The 14,716-nt window shown below is 71.8% G+C and carries 15 protein-coding genes; 8 read left to right on the forward strand and 7 right to left on the reverse strand.

All coding sequences use genetic code 11. The annotated features are described in order from the left end of the window. Positions 1 to 65 precede the first annotated feature (65 nt). On the forward strand, positions 66 to 773 hold the full coding sequence (locus ACZ4QV_RS36950; RefSeq protein ID WP_361156512.1) for a FadR/GntR family transcriptional regulator: 708 nt from the start codon (positions 66 to 68) through the stop codon (positions 771 to 773). Positions 774 to 835: 62 nt separating this feature from the next. Here the strand turns inward: ACZ4QV_RS36950 and ACZ4QV_RS36955 are convergent, their stop codons facing one another. Beyond that, positions 836 to 2,569: an alpha-keto acid decarboxylase family protein gene (locus tag ACZ4QV_RS36955; RefSeq protein ID WP_361582883.1), complete on the reverse strand. Its 1,734-nt coding sequence runs from the start codon at positions 2,567 to 2,569 to the stop codon at positions 836 to 838. A gap of 93 nt (positions 2,570 to 2,662) precedes the next feature. Here ACZ4QV_RS36955 and ACZ4QV_RS36960 point away from each other — a divergent pair, with 93 nt between their 5' ends. Then, positions 2,663 to 3,157: a MarR family winged helix-turn-helix transcriptional regulator gene (locus ACZ4QV_RS36960; protein ID WP_361582880.1), complete on the forward strand. Its 495-nt coding sequence runs from the start codon at positions 2,663 to 2,665 to the stop codon at positions 3,155 to 3,157. Positions 3,158 to 3,161: 4 nt separating this feature from the next. On the opposite strand, the gene ACZ4QV_RS36965 is transcribed toward ACZ4QV_RS36960, so the two are convergent. After that, positions 3,162 to 3,371: a hypothetical protein gene (locus tag ACZ4QV_RS36965; RefSeq protein ID WP_030024141.1), complete on the reverse strand. Its 210-nt coding sequence runs from the start codon at positions 3,369 to 3,371 to the stop codon at positions 3,162 to 3,164. A gap of 229 nt (positions 3,372 to 3,600) precedes the next feature. Between ACZ4QV_RS36965 and ACZ4QV_RS36970 the strand changes: the two genes are divergently transcribed. Further along, complete coding sequence (locus ACZ4QV_RS36970) at positions 3,601 to 4,479, forward strand: L,D-transpeptidase family protein (RefSeq protein WP_361582876.1); 879 nt, start codon at positions 3,601 to 3,603, stop codon at positions 4,477 to 4,479. A gap of 262 nt (positions 4,480 to 4,741) precedes the next feature. Here ACZ4QV_RS36970 and ACZ4QV_RS36975 read toward each other — a convergent pair whose 3' ends face one another. From ACZ4QV_RS36975 to ACZ4QV_RS36985, 3 genes are all read right to left on the reverse strand, one after another. After that, complete coding sequence (locus ACZ4QV_RS36975; protein ID WP_361582873.1) at positions 4,742 to 5,851, reverse strand: hypothetical protein; 1,110 nt, start codon at positions 5,849 to 5,851, stop codon at positions 4,742 to 4,744. Next, entirely contained in the window at positions 5,851 to 6,561 is a 711-nt protein-coding gene (locus ACZ4QV_RS36980) for an RNA polymerase sigma factor (RefSeq protein ID WP_467764053.1), read from the reverse strand. Before ACZ4QV_RS36980 ends, ACZ4QV_RS36975 begins: the two co-directional genes overlap by 1 nt. Before the next feature lie 440 nt (positions 6,562 to 7,001). Then, positions 7,002 to 8,630: a beta-N-acetylhexosaminidase gene (locus ACZ4QV_RS36985; protein ID WP_361582867.1), complete on the reverse strand. Its 1,629-nt coding sequence runs from the start codon at positions 8,628 to 8,630 to the stop codon at positions 7,002 to 7,004. A 283-nt stretch (positions 8,631 to 8,913) separates the two neighbouring features. Between ACZ4QV_RS36985 and ACZ4QV_RS36990 the strand changes: the two genes are divergently transcribed. The 5 genes from ACZ4QV_RS36990 (at position 8,914) to ACZ4QV_RS37010 (ending at position 13,173) form a co-directional block, all read left to right on the forward strand. Beyond that, positions 8,914 to 9,516 (forward strand): 2-oxo-4-hydroxy-4-carboxy-5-ureidoimidazoline decarboxylase, encoded by a 603-nt coding sequence (locus ACZ4QV_RS36990; RefSeq protein ID WP_361582864.1) that lies wholly within the window; start codon positions 8,914 to 8,916, stop codon positions 9,514 to 9,516. A 231-nt stretch (positions 9,517 to 9,747) separates the two neighbouring features. After that, on the forward strand, positions 9,748 to 10,128 hold the full coding sequence (gene sdhC / locus ACZ4QV_RS36995) for a succinate dehydrogenase, cytochrome b556 subunit (protein ID WP_003985924.1): 381 nt from the start codon (positions 9,748 to 9,750) through the stop codon (positions 10,126 to 10,128). Between the two features lie 9 nt (positions 10,129 to 10,137). Continuing rightward, entirely contained in the window at positions 10,138 to 10,620 is a 483-nt protein-coding gene (locus tag ACZ4QV_RS37000) for a succinate dehydrogenase hydrophobic membrane anchor subunit (RefSeq protein ID WP_030024131.1), read from the forward strand. 25 nt (positions 10,621 to 10,645) lie between these two features. Next, entirely contained in the window at positions 10,646 to 12,400 is a 1,755-nt protein-coding gene (gene sdhA / locus ACZ4QV_RS37005; protein WP_361156538.1) for a succinate dehydrogenase flavoprotein subunit, read from the forward strand. After that, positions 12,400 to 13,173, forward strand: a complete 774-nt coding sequence (locus ACZ4QV_RS37010; RefSeq protein WP_361156541.1) for a succinate dehydrogenase iron-sulfur subunit — start codon at positions 12,400 to 12,402, stop codon at positions 13,171 to 13,173. Before sdhA ends, ACZ4QV_RS37010 begins: the two co-directional genes overlap by 1 nt. Here the strand turns inward: ACZ4QV_RS37010 and ACZ4QV_RS37015 are convergent. Both ACZ4QV_RS37015 and ACZ4QV_RS37020 read right to left on the reverse strand, forming a co-directional pair. Beyond that, positions 13,157 to 14,053 carry a hypothetical protein gene (locus ACZ4QV_RS37015; protein WP_361582859.1) on the reverse strand — a complete coding sequence of 299 codons (897 nt, stop codon included), beginning with the start codon at positions 14,051 to 14,053 and terminating at the stop codon, positions 13,157 to 13,159. The genes ACZ4QV_RS37010 and ACZ4QV_RS37015 overlap by 17 nt on opposite strands. Before the next feature lie 209 nt (positions 14,054 to 14,262). Further along, positions 14,263 to 14,703 (reverse strand): MerR family transcriptional regulator, encoded by a 441-nt coding sequence (locus ACZ4QV_RS37020; protein ID WP_361156546.1) that lies wholly within the window; start codon positions 14,701 to 14,703, stop codon positions 14,263 to 14,265. Between the last annotated feature and the right edge of the window lie 13 nt (positions 14,704 to 14,716).

Below are 14,716 nucleotides of genomic sequence, written 5' to 3' on the forward strand. Positions count from 1 at the left end.
CAAGCCTCTGTGACGTAAAAGTCATACTTAAAGGCGGGCCTTCCCCGGGAACGTAGGCTGATCCCATGGAGAACCAGGGGGCGGGGCAGGGGCTGCACGCGCGGGTACTGGAGTCCCTGGGACCCGCCATCACCGCGGGCGAGTACCCGCCGGGCACGATCTTGCGCACCGACGAGCTGGAGCAGCGCTTCGACGTGTCCCGCACGGTCATCCGCGAGGCGATACGGGTCCTGGAATCCATGCACCTGGTGGCCTCGCGCCGCCGGGTCGGCGTGACCGTGCGCCCCGCCGAGGAGTGGAACGTCTACGACCCGCGCGTCATCGGCTGGCGGCTGGCCGGCCCGGACCGCCCCCGGCAGCTCCGTTCCCTGACCGTGCTGCGCTCCGCCGTCGAACCGGCCGCCGCGGGCCTGGCCGCCCGGCACGCCACCCCCGCGCAGTGCGCCGAGCTGACCGAGCACGCCATGGGCATGGTCGCCACGTCCCGGGGCCAGCAGCTCGACGCGTACCTGGTGCACGACACGGCCTTCCACCGCATCGTGCTGACCGCCTCCGGCAACGAGATGTTCGCCCGGCTCGGCGACGTGGTGGCCGCCGTCCTCACCGGCCGCACCCACCACCACGTCATGTTCACCGACCCCGACCCGGCCGCGGTGACCCTGCACGTCCAGGTCGCCGAGGCGGTACGGGTCGGCGACGCGGAGCGCGCCGAGGCGCTGACCCGGGAGATCACCGTGGGCGCCATGGCCGAACTGGACGTCCTGGCACCGTAGGCGCGGCCCGCCACCGCCCCGAGGGCGGGCCGGCCCACCGGCGCGCCCGGACGGCACGGCCCTCAGGCCCCGTAGGCGTTCTGCTCGGCGAACCGCTGCGCCAGGGCCGTGAGCAGCTCCGGCGCGTCCTCGCGCGGCAGGACCGCCTCGATCAGCACCAGTTCGTCCGGTGTACGGGCGGCCAGCGCCAGCGCGTCCGCCAGCTCGGCGGGGGTCCCGACGCGCACCGCGACCGTGCCGGGGCCCGCGCCGAAGGCGGCGGGCAGGGCGGTGTAGTCCCAGGCGGCGATGTCGTTGTACGAGGCGGTGGCGCCGTGGATGGCGCGCTCGACCGTGTAGCCGTCGTTGTTGACGACGATCACCACCGGGGCCGCGCCGTACCGGGTCATGGTGCCCAGCTCCTGCGCGGTGAGCTGGAGGGAACCGTCCCCGATCACCAGCACCGAACGCCGGTCCGGCGCGGCCAGTTCGGTACCGAGGGTGGCCGGGAGGGTGTAGCCGATCGACCCCCACAGCGGCTGCCCGACGAACCGACCGTCCGCGGGCAGCGGCACCTCCTGGGCACCGTAGAACGCGGTCCCCTGCTCCGCGACAAGCACACTCCCCGCAGGCAGGAACGCCCCGACAGCAGCCCAGAGTTGACGCTGCGTCAGCCACGTGCCCGTTCCCTTCTCATCCCCCACCTCCGGGTACGAGAAAGACTCCCCGTACCCCTCGGGTTCGGGCAGCTCCGCGTCCCGCAGCAGCCCGGCCAGTCCACCGACGGCGTCCGCCATGGCCATCCCCTCGAACACCGCGCGACCCGCCGAGGCGCGCCCAGGGCGCAGCTCGATGGTCCGCTCCGGGGCGAAGTGATGGCTGAAGCCGCCGGTGACGCTGTCCGAGACCGGTGCGCCGACCAGGATCAGGCAGTCCGCGTCCTCGACGGCCGCCCGGGCCCGCTTGTCGCTGATCTCCCCGGTGTAGGCGCCGACGAACCCGGGAGCGGTCTCGTCCAGTACGCCCTTGCCGCTGGAGAACACGGCGGACCGGACCGGCGCGGCGGCGAGCAGGTCACCGAGCGGCCCGCGCAGTCCGAACCGCTCGGCCTCGTGCCCGGCCAGCACGGTGACGCTGCGCGCCCCGTCCAGCATCCGCGCGCAGCCCGCGAGGAAGTCCGGCAGCAGTCCCGGGTCGGCGGGCCCGTCCGGCACGATCAGCGGCCCGTCGGGGGCGGGAACCGGGGCCAGCACGACATCCGTGGGCAGATTCAAGTGCACCGGCTTGCGCTCCCGCCGCATGGCGCGCAGTACGCGGTCGATCTCGGCCGGGGCGTTCTCGGCGGTCAAGTCGGCGCGGGCCACCGTCACCTCGGCGAACATCCGGCCGAAGTGCCGGTAATCACCGTCCATCAGGGTGTGGTGCACGGGACGGCCGGCCGCGGCGACCTCGGTGGCGGGCATCCCGGTGACGGCGACGACCGGTACACATTCGGCGTATGCGCCGGCCACGCCGTTGACGGCCGACAGTTCGCCGACGCCGAAGGTCGTGACGAGGGCGGCGGCGCCGCGCAGCCGGGCGTAGCCGTCGGCGGCGTAGGCGGCGTCGAGCTCGTTGCAGGTGCCGACCCAGGCGAGGCCGGGGAAGGCGGTCACCTGGTCGAGGAAGCCGAGGTTGTAGTCTCCGGGGACGCCGAAGAGGTGTTCGACGTCCAGCTCGCGCAGTCGGCGGAGCAGATAGTCGGCGACGGTGATCCGGGCGGTCGCGGCCTGGGGGGTGACGGCCTGCGGGCCGATGTCCGAGGGGGTGTCCGACATGGCGGTAACCGGCTTTCTTCACGCTTGAACGGTTTAGGTCAAGGTTGTTGACCCAAGTAGCGAGCGTACGGAAGCCCGGGATAAAATGTCAACATGCTTGACCCTTGTCGCCCGGACGCCTACGACCGCGATTTCACCCTGTTCTACTTCGCCTACCGCGCCTTCACCGGAGCGGCCGACGCGGCCCTGGCCGAGCAGGGCATGGGCCGCGCCCACCACCGCATCCTGACGTTCCTCGCGTACTCCCCCGGCATGAGCGTCGGCGAACTGTGCCAGGCACTCCAGCTCACCAAGCAGGCCATCAACGGACCGCTGCGCAAACTCGGCGACGAACAACTGGTACGGGTGACGCCGGGCGAACGGGACCGCCGCCGCAAGGAACTCCACCTCACCAGCCGCGGCGCGGACCTCGAACGCAAGCTCCACGAACGTCAGCGCGCCCTGTTCACCGCCGCACTGGAGGAAGCCGGACCGGAGGCGGCGCAAGGGTGGCGCCGCGTACTGGCCCCCCTGGCAGGCCACGCGTGGGAATCCTTCACCACATCGGTGGAAGCCCGCCGGACGGAGGGCAAGCCCCTCCAGTCCTGACCCCTCAGAACAACGGCTGCTGCCCGGGAAACGGCGGCTCCTCCGGATCGAACAGCCGCTCCGCCGGGGCCATCATCGGCGCGATACGACGGGAGCCGGGGCACGACACGAGCTCCAGCACGGTACGGCGGCCCGGCGGGTCGTGCCGGGCGAAGCGGCCGCCGACGACGGCGATCTCTCGGGTGCATACGGGGCACGGGCGACGCGGTGACATTTCCTCATTGTCCCCCGGAGCCCCGCGTACCCCTGCGCGCGGCCCTGCCGAAGCGGCACCGGCCCCACCGAAGCGCCCAGGGGGCGCACACCGAGGCACACCTCCGCGCCCCCGCACCCCTTCACCCCTGCGCGCGTCCAGGTTCGGTTCTCCACAGGCCTGGGAATCTAGGAGAGGCCGGTGTCACCACGGGGGTGACGCCGAGACACCGACGCGGAAGGGACACGGCGTGCGCAAGGGACGTGCGGTGGCCGCGGGGCTGCTGGTGCTGGCCGTGACGACCGGCTGCAAGACCATCACGATCAGCCCGAACGGCGGACTCTCACCGACGACGGCCCCCTCGCCGTCCATGCCGGGACGGGCGGACGTGATGCCCGCGCGGACGGCGGACCAGGAGCCCCCCGCACACATCCGCGCCACCAAGGCCCCCCGCCGCACCGCGAAACCGGTGCTCGCCAAGGGCTCCCGCGGCCCCCGGGTGCGCGAACTACAGGCCCGTCTGGCCCAGTTGTCACTCTTCCGACGTAAACCCACGGGCTTCTACGGCCGGCAGACCGCGGCCTCGGTCTCGGCGTTCCAACGCAAGCGGGGCCTGCCGCGCACCGGCACTCTGGACCGCGCCACCTGGCACGCCCTGCACTCCTGCACACGCCCGCCGACCCGCGCCGAGACGCACCCGCACACCAAGAAGACCGCGAAGAAGCCCACCCGGAAGCCGGCCGGGAAACGAGCCCCCCGCCGCGACCCCCGCTGCATGACGGGCCGCGTCCTGTGCATCAGCAAGCGGAGCAACACGCTCGCCTGGATGGTGAACGGCAAGGTCCGCTCGACGATGGACGTCCGTTTCGGCGCCCAGTACACGCCGACCCGGGAAGGCACGTTCCGCATCTCGTTCAAGAGCCGCGGCCACGTGTCGTCGATCTACCACACCCCCATGCCGTACGCGATGTTCTTCAGCGGCGGCCAGGCGGTCCACTACTCAGCCGACTTCGCCGCCCACGGCTACCAGGGCGCCTCCCACGGCTGCGTAAACGTCCGCAACAAAGCAAAAATCGCAGACTTGTTCCACCAGGTAGCCCCAGGCGACAAGGTAGTCATCTACAAATAGCCCCACACATACCCGCACCCATTCCCCGGCCCCCGCCCCCCGCAGTAACCCCAACCATCAATTGAGCAACCCCCACAAACAGCAACCAGGCCCGCGAGAGCGGCGCCGGCTTAGGCGCAAAAAGAGGCGCGGGCAGGGCCGGGGGAACGAGCCCCGCCCGCGCCGGATGCGGCGAGCCGTTGGTACGGGGGGAACCCCGGCACGCGCGCAAGCCGATGACCAGTCGGCTTCACTACGTACTGCGCCGGGGAGCCGGAAAGTGTCACACCCGGGCGACGGGTGGTGCTCCGGGGATGCGTAGCTCGTCGGGTGCGGCGGGGGTGGTGGTGACGGTGCCGGCGGGGTCGGGGGCGGTGGTCATGCCGGGGATGCCGGCGGACGGGGCGTAGCGGTGGTGGTCGTCGTCCTCGTCGTCGCCCTTGCCGCCGTGGCCCTTTCCGTGCCCGTTGTGGCCGCCTTGGCCATGGCTGCCGCGGCCGTCGCCGTCATCGTCGCCGTCGAAACGGCCGCCGCCCTGGGTGTGGGCGAGGTACTGGCGGCAGAACGCGTGCACCTTGTCCGGGCCGCCTGCCGCGCGTTCCAGGCGGCGGAGGGTGTCCTGGCCGAGGACGGAGCGCCGGCCGGATTCGTAGGTACGGCAGAACATGACGCCGAGCCGGTTCTTCTCCTCGCTGTCCGGTCCACCCCGGGGGTCGTCGGGCCGGTTGCCGCCGTCGCCGTTCCCGGTGCCGCGGGTCGGGTCCTGGCCGGGGGTGCTCTGCCCGGGAGCGGGGGTCCGGGTGCCGCCGGTGCGGCTGTCCTTGCCGTCGCCGGTGTTCAGGGGTTCGGGCCGGTCCGTGCCAGGGCCGGTGGGGTCCGGCATCCGGGTGGTGCCGTCGGTGGCGGTGCCGGTGTCGTCGGTGGCGAGCGGGCCGGGGGATTCGGCGGCGGAGACGCTGGTGGCGGGGGCCGGGCCGGTGCCGCTGTGGAAGGGGGTCGGCAGGACGCCCACACCGGCGGCGACGGCGACGCCGCCGAGTGCGCAGCCGGCCAGGGCCACCATGAAGCCGCGGCGCAGGGGCCGCCCGAAGCGGCGGCGGGTGGCCGCGCCGGGGTTGCCGCGAGGAGCACGTGCGGCTTCCACCGCGGCCCCGGCAGCCGTGACGTCGGCCGCCGTCGAAGCCTGCCCTCGCGCCTCCCGAAAGGCAGCGACAGCGGCTTCCTCGCCGGGCAGTGGTGCGTCCTGACCCGTGTCACGGCCTGCCGCGGCGGCGGCGTTCAGCAGGGCGGTGAGTTCCGCGGCGCCGGTGCCGGCCGGGGAACCGGCGGGTTCGCCGCGCAGCAGTCGCTCCGCGGCCTCCTCGTCGAGCCAGTTGTACCGGTCGTCGGCCATCACATGTCCTTCTGCGTTCGTGCGGCCGTTTCCGTCACACCCGGTACGTACGATTCCGCCGCGCTCTCACCCCGTCCGCCGCCCTGTGCGGGCACTCCTCCTCCGGGTCCGCCGTCCGGGCCGGGCCCGGTGCCGCCGCCGTCGGGTCCGGCGCCGAGCAGGTCGGCGAGCCGCCGCAGGCCGCGGTGGGCGGCGGTCCGTACGGCGCCGGGCCGTTTGCCCAGCACTCCGGCCGCGCTCTTGGCGTCCAGGCCGACCACCACGCGCAGGACGACGGCTTCGGCCTGGTCCTGCGGGAGGCGGGAGATGAGGCAGAAGGTGTGGTGGGTGCCGAGGGCTTCCATGGCCTCGTCGGCGGTGTCCGAACCGCCCGCTTTGTCGGCCAGTTCGGTCTCGTCGCCGCCGACCGCGGGGCGGCGGCCGCGCATCCGTATGTGGTCCAGGGCCCGGTTGCGGGCTATCCGTGCGGCCCAGCCCCGGAACCGGTCGGCGTCGCCGCTGAAGCGGGCGAGGTCGCGGGTGATCTGGAGCCATGCCTCGGAGGCCACGTCCTCGGCGTCCGCCTCGCCCACCAAGGTCCGTACATATCCGATAAGCCGGGGATGCACGGCGCGGTAGACGGTACGGAATGCCGCCTCGTCGCCGCCCTGCGCCGCCTGTACGGCGACTGTCAGCCGGCCGTCGTCCGGCTGATTGTCATCCCCTCGCACGGGTCCATCCTGTCGCACCCGGAAAGTCCGCCGCCCGGTCCTCGCTGATTCGCTGTTCTCGGGCACCGCGGGTACCCCTGGTAACCCGTAGGTCCCCGCTGACGGTAACCCGGCCGCCCGCACACCGGGCACCCGGGCCGCTGCCGGCCTGCCCCTCCGCTCCGGCGGACGGTGCGCACGGCCACCGTGCCGGGCCGGCGCGGACCCGCACGCTACGGCCACGGCCCTTCCCGCGTCCAGAGCGCCCGCGCACCGGGGCGGCACCCGGCGCGCGGTTCGTGCCGCGCCCCGGACCGCACCCGTGTGACGCTTTCGCGGCGGATGGCGCTGTAAAGGTCAGGGGCTCGTCACCGGGCCTCCCTGGAACGACGGCCGGGGCCTCTCCTGTGGGGGGTGGCGGCCCCGGTCGTCCCCTTCTCGCCGCGTCCGGCCCTGGCCGCTCAGACCTGGTCGGCCAGTTTTTTGAACTCCGCCCAGGAAAGGGCCGGATCGCGGCGGTCCCAGACCTTCTGCGCCAGCGCGCGCAGCGGCATCCGGACGCCGTCCGCCACCTGCTGCTGCGTCTGTTCGTCCGCCAGGTCGCACCAGACCGCCAGGCGCGCGCCGAGCACCCGGTCCGGGCCGGACAGCGACTGCGGTACGGCCTCGGTGCCGCGCAGCACCCCGGGGGTCCACCGGGTGTAGATGCGTTCGCCGGTCGGGTACGGCATGTTGTTGGGTTCGCCGAGCACGTAGTACAGGTACTCGTCGTTGAGGTTGACGACCTTGCGGTTCTCGCGCAGGTACTCGTCCGGTTGGCGGGCGCCGATCTCCTTGCCCGTCCAGTAGGCGACGGTGCGGCCGGAGTCGGGGGCGACGTCCGTGTCGCGGAAGTAGCCGTCGTTCCAGGCCTCGACCTGTTGGGCACCGGCGGCGCGCACGGTCTTGTCGCGGTCGTTGAGCCAGCCGGTGGCCAGGTCCTCGATCGTGGCGTCCGCCCCGTACTTCTCGCGGGCGGCGCGGGCCAGCTGCGGGTAGTTCTCGGCCGGGGACCGGTCGGCCAGCGCGCGGTACTCGTCGCCGCCCAGGTGCCAGTGCTTGCCGGGGAAGAGCGGGGCGTACTCGCGCAGCAGGTCGTCCACGATCTCGGCGGCCCCGGGCTGCGAGATGTCCATCGCGCCGCGCTGGATCCGGCCGTCGGCGGACCGCAGCCGGAGGTCCGGGTGGGCGCGCAGGACGGCACCCAGGTGGCCGGGCGAGTCGATCTCCGGGATGACGGTGACGTGCAGACCGCGGGCGAGGTCGACGAGGTGGCGCACCTGGTCCTTGGTGAGGTGGTCCTCGGACACGATCTCCGGGTGTTTCTCGCTCTCGATGCGGAACGCCTGGTCGTCGGAGAAGTGCAGCTGGAGCTGGTTGAGCTTCAGGCCCGCCAGGTCGCGGATGCGGTCCTCGATCCACTTCACGTCGAAGTGCTTGCGCGCGATGTCCAGCATGAAGCCGCGCTGGGCCCGGTCGGGCCGGTCCTCGACGGTGCCTTCCGGGACGCCGCCGGAGACCCGTACGGACTGCAGGACGGTGCGGGTGGCGTTGAAGATCCCGGCGTCGGTGGGGGCGGTGAGGGTGAGACGGGTGCCGCGCGCGGTGAGGGTGTACGCCTCCTCGGCGGTGTCGTACACGGGGGCGTTGTCCTCGCGCCGGGTGGCGTCCTCGCCGCCGGACAGCCGCAGCTCGACATCTCCGGGCCGTACGGGTTGTTTGCCCCAGACTGTCCGCAAGCCCCCCAGTTCCTGGGCGAACCGCCGGGCTTCGTCGGCGACCGGGCTCTTCTCGCCCGCGGGCACCACGACGCGGGCCTGTTCGGTGGGCCGCCAGCCGCGCCCGTCGGCCGCGCCGAACTTCTGCACGGCGGGCACGGTGCGGGGCGGGCCCGGCACCGGTTCCCAGGTGGGGGTGGGCGCGGCGGAGGTGGTGCCGCCGTCCCCCTTGGGCGGGGCGCCGCCGCTGTTCGAGCAGCCCGCGACGGACAGCGCCGTGAGGGCGGCCGTCACTCCTGCGGTGATGCTCGCGGCCAGTTTTCCGGTCCTCATATACGCAAAACCTCCCTTTCCGGGGCGAAGGTATTGCCAGGTGACAGACGTTTGTGTCTACTACGCGCGCGAAAGCTCTCTCATACGGGTGAAATTCGTGCATCCGTCGGACAGTGACCGACAGACGTCGTTACGGTGGCGTCCCAACCTGCTCACCCCTCCCGGAGCCCACGGCCCCCGCGCATCCGCCGCGGCCGCGCACGCTCCGGCCGCCCGATCCGACGTACTCCGCCCCGGTCCGGCGTTCACCGCCCGATCCGGCGTTCGCCGCCCCGAGGAGCCCATGCAGCCCAGCGACATCCCGGCCGCCCCGCCGACACCGCTGCGCACTCCCCGGTCCGCCACACCCTCCCAGAAGCTCCCACCGCTGCCGCCACCGCCTCCCGGCAGCGCCGCCGCGGCCAGGCCGGCCGGCCTGGACCGCCTGAACGGCGCCCCGGCGGACGCCGCCGAAGCCGCCCTGCTGCGCTGCTGCGGGAGCCGCCGCTGGGCCGGCCGCCTGGTCGCGCACCGCCCGTACCCGGACCCGGAGGCGCTGCTGGCCGCCGCCGACGAGGCGAGTTACGACCTGACCGCGGACGACCTGGACGAGGCGCTGGCCGGGGAGACCGTCTCGCCGCAGCCGCTCGTCGGCGCCCGCGGCCCGGGCACCCTCGCGGCACACACCGCGCTGCGCGCCGCGCACGCCGAGTACGAGCGCCAGTTCCGGCACGTCTTCGTCATCTGCCTGGACGGCTTCCGCGACACCGAGCTGCTCAACGTGGTGCTCACCGCCATCCACGACCGGCTCGGCAACGAGCCCGAGGAGGAGCGCGCCGTCGCCGCGGAGGAGCTGCGCCGGATCGCCCGCGGGCGGCTCGCCCGGTTCGCGGCCTCCCGGGACTGAGCGGCCCCGGCCGTCCGGCCCGCCCCTTACCCGTTCCCCCGCCCGGCGTACAGGGCCGGAACGCCCTCGGCGGATAGCCCGTACGTGCCTGTTTGATCACACCTGAGGACCCCGGCGGGAGGAACCGACAGTCCGTCGCTACGATGGCCGGGGCCGGTGGACCGTACCCGGCCGGGCCAGACCGACAGAGAAGCCGGCAGGCCCCGATCCCCGCTCCCGGAGGGTTTTTCCGTGCCGGCTGGAACGCTGTACCGCGGCCGGGAAGGCATGTGGTCCTGGGTGGCTCATCGAGTCACCGGCGTCCTCATTTTCTTCTTCCTGTTCGTGCATGTCCTCGACACCGCACTCGTCCGCGTCTCTCCCGAGGCCTATGACGACGTCGTTGCCACGTACAAGACGCCCCTCGTCAACGTGATGGAGTACGGCCTCGTCGCCGCCATCCTCTTCCATGCGCTCAACGGCCTTCGCGTGATCGCCGTGGACTTCTGGTCCAAGGGACCGAAGTACCAGAAGCAGCTGCTGTGGACCGTTGTCGGCGTGTGGGCCGTCCTGATGGCCGGCGCCTTCTACCCGGTGCTGCAGCACACACTGCGCACCCTGTTCGGGAGCTGATGACGCGCGATGTCTGCTGAAACCCAATCCCCCGCAGGTCCCGCTGTGAACGACTCCGTCTCCCTGTACGACGTGGACAACCCGGCTCCCGTGATCGAGCCGCCCCGAAAGCGTACGAAGAAGACGCCCAAGTCGACCCGTACGAACTTCGAGATGTACGGCTGGCTCTTCATGCGCCTGTCCGGCATCGTGCTGGTCGTCCTGGTCCTCGGCCACCTGCTGCTCCAGCTCGTGCTGGACGGCGGCGTCTCCAAGATCGGCTTCGCCTTCGTGGCGGGCCGCTGGGCCTCGCCGTTCTGGCAGGTCTGGGACCTGGTGATGCTGTGGCTGGCGATGCTGCACGGCGCCAACGGCCTGCGCACGGTCATCAACGACTACGCGCAGCGGGACAACACCCGCTTCTGGCTGAAGATGCTCCTGTACACCGCCACGGTGTTCACCGTCCTTCTGGGCACGCTGGTGATCTTCACCTTCGACCCGAACATCCGCTAGGCCCCGGGGCTGAGGTAACCGACTCATGAAGATCCACAAGTACGACACGGTCATCGTCGGCGCCGGTGGCGCGGGCATGCGCGCGGCCATCGAGGCCACCAAGCGCAGCCGCACCGCGGTACTGACGAAGCTGTACCCCACCCGCTCCCACACCGGCGCGGCGCAGGGCGGCATGGCCGCCGCCCTGGCCAACGTCGAGGAGGACAACTGGGAGTGGCACACCTTCGACACGATCAAGGGCGGCGACTACCTGGTCGACCAGGACGCCGCCGAGATCCTGGCGAAGGAGGCCATCGACTCGGTGCTGGACCTGGAGCGGATGGGCCTGCCGTTCAACCGCACCCCGAACGGCACCATCGACCAGCGCCGCTTCGGCGGTCACTCCCGTAACCACGGTGAGGCCCCGGTCCGCCGGTCCTGCTACGCCTCGGACCGCACCGGCCACATGATCCTCCAGACGCTGTACCAGAACTGCGTCAAGGAGGGCGTGGAGTTCTTCAACGAGTTCTACGTCCTGGACCTGCTGCTCCAGGACGTCGACGGCGTGAAGAAGTCGGCCGGTGTCGTCGCGTACGAGCTGGCCACCGGCGAGATCCACGTCTTCCAGGCGAAGGCCGTGATCTTCGCGTCCGGCGGCACCGGCAAGTTCTTCAAGGTCACCTCCAACGCGCACACCCTGACCGGTGACGGCCAGGCCGCCGCGTACCGGCGCGGGCTGCCGCTGGAGGACATGGAGTTCTTCCAGTTCCACCCGACCGGCATCTGGCGGATGGGCATCCTGCTGACGGAGGGCGCCCGTGGTGAGGGCGGCATCCTCCGCAACAAGGACGGCGAGCGCTTCATGGAGAAGTACGCGCCGGTCATGAAGGACCTCGCCTCGCGTGACGTCGTCTCGCGCTCCATCTACACGGAGATCCGCGAGGGCCGCGGCTGCGGTCCCGAGGGCGACCACGTCTACCTGGACCTGACCCACCTGCCGCCGGAGCAGCTGGACGCCAAGCTGCCCGACATCACCGAGTTCGCGCGCACCTACCTCGGTATCGAGCCCTACACGGACCCGATCCCGATCCAGCCGACCGCGCACTACGCGATGGGCGGCATCCCGACCAACGTCGAGGGCGAGGTGCTGGCCGACAACACCACCGTCGTCCCGGGCCTGTACGCCGCCGGCGAGGTCGCCTGCGTGTCCGTGCACGGCGCCAACCGCCTGGGCACCAACTCGCTGCTGGACATCAACGTCTTCGGCCGCCGGGCGGGCATCGCGGCGGCGGAGTACGCGGCCACCGCCGACTTCGTCGAGCTGCCGGAGGACCCGGCGAAGATGGTCCAGGACCAGGTCGAGCGGCTGCGCTCCGCCTCGGGCAACGAGCGGGTCACCGAGATCCGCAAGGAGCTCCAGGAGACCATGGACGCCAACGTGATGGTGTTCCGCACCGAGCAGACGATCAAGACCGCGGTCGAGAAGATCGGCGAGCTGCGCGAGCGCTACCTGAACGTGTCCATCCAGGACAAGGGCAAGCGGTTCAACACCGACCTGCTGGAGGCCGTCGAGCTGGGCAACCTGCTCGACCTGGCCGAGGTGATGGCCGTGTCCGCGCTGGCCCGCAAGGAGTCCCGCGGCGGTCACTACCGCGAGGACTACCCCAACCGCGACGACGTCAACTTCATGCGGCACACCATGGCGTACCGCGAGGTGGCGGCAGACGGCTCCGAGTCGATCCGCCTCGACTACAAGCCGGTCGTCCAGACCCGCTACCAGCCGATGGAGCGTAAGTACTGATGAGCACCTCCACCCTCGAAAAGCACTCCAAGGCCCTGGACGCGGCCGAGGACGGCGCCTCGCACACGATCACCATCACGCTGCGGATCCGCCGGTTCAACCCGGAGGTCTCCGAGGACGCGAGCTGGCAGGACTTCCAGCTGGAGATGGACCCGAAGGAGCGCGTCCTGGACGCCCTCCACAAGGTCAAGTGGGAGCAGGACGGCACGCTGACCTTCCGCCGTTCCTGCGCGCACGGCATCTGCGGCTCCGACGCGATGCGGATCAACGGCAAGAACCGCCTGGCGTGCAAGACGCTGCTGAAGGACATCAACCCGGAGAAGCCCATCACGGTCGAGGCCATCAAGGGCCTGACGGTCCTCAAGGACCTCGTGGTGGACATGGAGCCGTTCTTCCAGGCGTACCGGGACGTGATGCCGTTCCTGATCACCACCGGCAACCAGCCGACGCGCGAGCGCCTGCAGTCCGCCGAGGACCGCGAGCGCTTCGACGACACCACCAAGTGCATCCTGTGCGCCGCGTGCACGTCCTCGTGCCCGGTGTTCTGGAACGACGGCCAGTACTTCGGCCCGGCGGCGATCGTCAACGCGCACCGCTTCATCTTCGACAGCCGGGACGAGGGCGGCGAGCAGCGGCTCGAAATCCTCAACGACAAGGACGGCGTCTGGCGCTGCCGTACGACCTTCAACTGCACGGACGCCTGCCCGCGCGGTATCGAGGTCACCAAGGCGATCCAGGAGGTCAAGCGCGCGCTGATCACGCGTCGCTTCTGACCCCGGGGTACACCCCCTGGCACCTGGTTCCGGTCAGCGCCCCGAACCGGGTCTGGAACCCGCGAAGGGCTCCGCTCCCGTACGTACGGAGGCGGAGCCCTTCGGCACGACCGGCCCCGGCCTGCGCAGCGCGCCCGGACTCCGCCGCCCGTACCGGCGGTGCGGCGGGGTAGACGAGGACCGGCGGCAGCTCGGTGTCGACGAAGGTCACCGGACGGGTGCAGAAGTACGACGGCACGAGCAGCAGGCCGCGCCCCTCCAGGCGCAGGTCCCCGTCGCGCGGGTAGATGACCTCCAGGACCGGCCGCCGCCAGCGCATCTCCGGCCCGAACGTCCGCAGCATCGCCTCGGCGCCGTCCTGGCGCAGCGCGTGCAGCCGCAGCGTACGATCGGCCTCGACACGCTGCCCGATCAGCGGCCAGCCCGGTCCGAGGGCGGTGTGGTGGTACGTGCGCAGACTGCGGGCGAGGGCGCGCAACGCGGCCGGTTCGCCGTCGGCCAGGGAGCGCATCCAGGACGGCGGGGCGGCGTGCTGGCCGTGTCCCGGCCGGTACGTCTGCCCCGCCAGCAGTCCGATCTCGCCGCGCAGCCGGCGCCGGGGCGTCGTCATGACGGCCTCCAGGCCCGGCTCCACACCGGCCGAACCGGCCGCCGGGGTGAGGAAGTCGGGAAAGTAGCCGCGCGGCGGGACCAGCGGCAGCAGCATCCGCAGCGGTCCGGGGCCGTGCCGCGCGGCGTGCTGCCGCCAGGCGGCCAGGGCCGGTTCGGTACGGCTCTCGCGCAGGCGGTGCAGGCTCAGGACGGTCTCCCACAGGGGGTCGGCCCCCTCGGCGATCCGCGTCCGGCGCAGATCCTGCGTCGTGAAGTGGACACGTAACACAACGATCCCCCGATACCGTGAGCACACCGCTGTTCCCCCGAACAGCGGTGCACCCGAGGATCCGACCCGTGGGCCGCATTCCGCAACCCGTTCACGCCATCGGCCGTGGATTTGTTCAATGAAAAATGAATGAGAAGACATTTGCGCAGGTCACGGCGGCGCGTCTGACATGGTCCGGGACGGACCTGCCACGGCACGACGCCGCGACGTCAAGCCGAGCGCAGCGCCACGGCCGCCAACGCCCGGTCCTGGTCCCGGCGTCGGCGCATCACATGCGCGTACGCCGCCAACGCCTCCCGTTTGCGCGCCAGTTCGGCGATCTCCGCGTCCAGCTTCACCATCTGCCGCTCCACCACCCCGCACGAGCGGTCGCAGAAGACCAGCCCGGGACCGCCCTGGGCGCACGGCAGCAGCTCCCGTATGGCGTCCGTGCTCAGGCCGGTGGCGAGCAGTTCGCGGATCCGCGCCACGGTCTCCGGCGCGTCGGGGCCGTAGCGGCGGTAGCCGTTGGCGTCCCGGTCCGCGCGCAGCAGGCCCTGTTGCTCGTAATAGCGCAGTGAACGGGCGCTGGCCCCCGTGCGCTCGGCCAGCTCACCGATCCGCAGACCGTCCCCCGCCGCGCGGACCGCGCGCTCCCCCGACCGTGCCATCGACTGCCTCCCC

Source organism: Streptomyces sp. NPDC026394, assembly GCF_055567735.1.

What these genes read in the sequence shown, in the direction of transcription:
- ACZ4QV_RS36950 (WP_361156512.1), top strand. Translation starts at nt 66, where the DNA reads ATGGAGAACCAGGGGGCGGGGCAGGGGCTGCACGCGCGGGTACTGGAG.
- ACZ4QV_RS36955 (WP_361582883.1), bottom strand. Translation starts at nt 2,569, where the DNA reads ATGTCGGACACCCCCTCGGACATCGGCCCGCAGGCCGTCACCCCCCAG.
- ACZ4QV_RS36960 (WP_361582880.1), top strand. Translation starts at nt 2,663, where the DNA reads ATGCTTGACCCTTGTCGCCCGGACGCCTACGACCGCGATTTCACCCTG.
- ACZ4QV_RS36965 (WP_030024141.1), bottom strand. Translation starts at nt 3,371, where the DNA reads ATGTCACCGCGTCGCCCGTGCCCCGTATGCACCCGAGAGATCGCCGTC.
- ACZ4QV_RS36975 (WP_361582873.1), bottom strand. Translation starts at nt 5,851, where the DNA reads ATGGCCGACGACCGGTACAACTGGCTCGACGAGGAGGCCGCGGAGCGA.
- ACZ4QV_RS36985 (WP_361582867.1), bottom strand. Translation starts at nt 8,630, where the DNA reads ATGAGGACCGGAAAACTGGCCGCGAGCATCACCGCAGGAGTGACGGCC.
- ACZ4QV_RS36990 (WP_361582864.1), top strand. Translation starts at nt 8,914, where the DNA reads ATGCAGCCCAGCGACATCCCGGCCGCCCCGCCGACACCGCTGCGCACT.
- ACZ4QV_RS37000 (WP_030024131.1), top strand. Translation starts at nt 10,138, where the DNA reads ATGTCTGCTGAAACCCAATCCCCCGCAGGTCCCGCTGTGAACGACTCC.
- sdhA (WP_361156538.1), top strand. Translation starts at nt 10,646, where the DNA reads ATGAAGATCCACAAGTACGACACGGTCATCGTCGGCGCCGGTGGCGCG.
- ACZ4QV_RS37010 (WP_361156541.1), top strand. Translation starts at nt 12,400, where the DNA reads ATGAGCACCTCCACCCTCGAAAAGCACTCCAAGGCCCTGGACGCGGCC.
- ACZ4QV_RS37020 (WP_361156546.1), bottom strand. Translation starts at nt 14,703, where the DNA reads ATGGCACGGTCGGGGGAGCGCGCGGTCCGCGCGGCGGGGGACGGTCTG.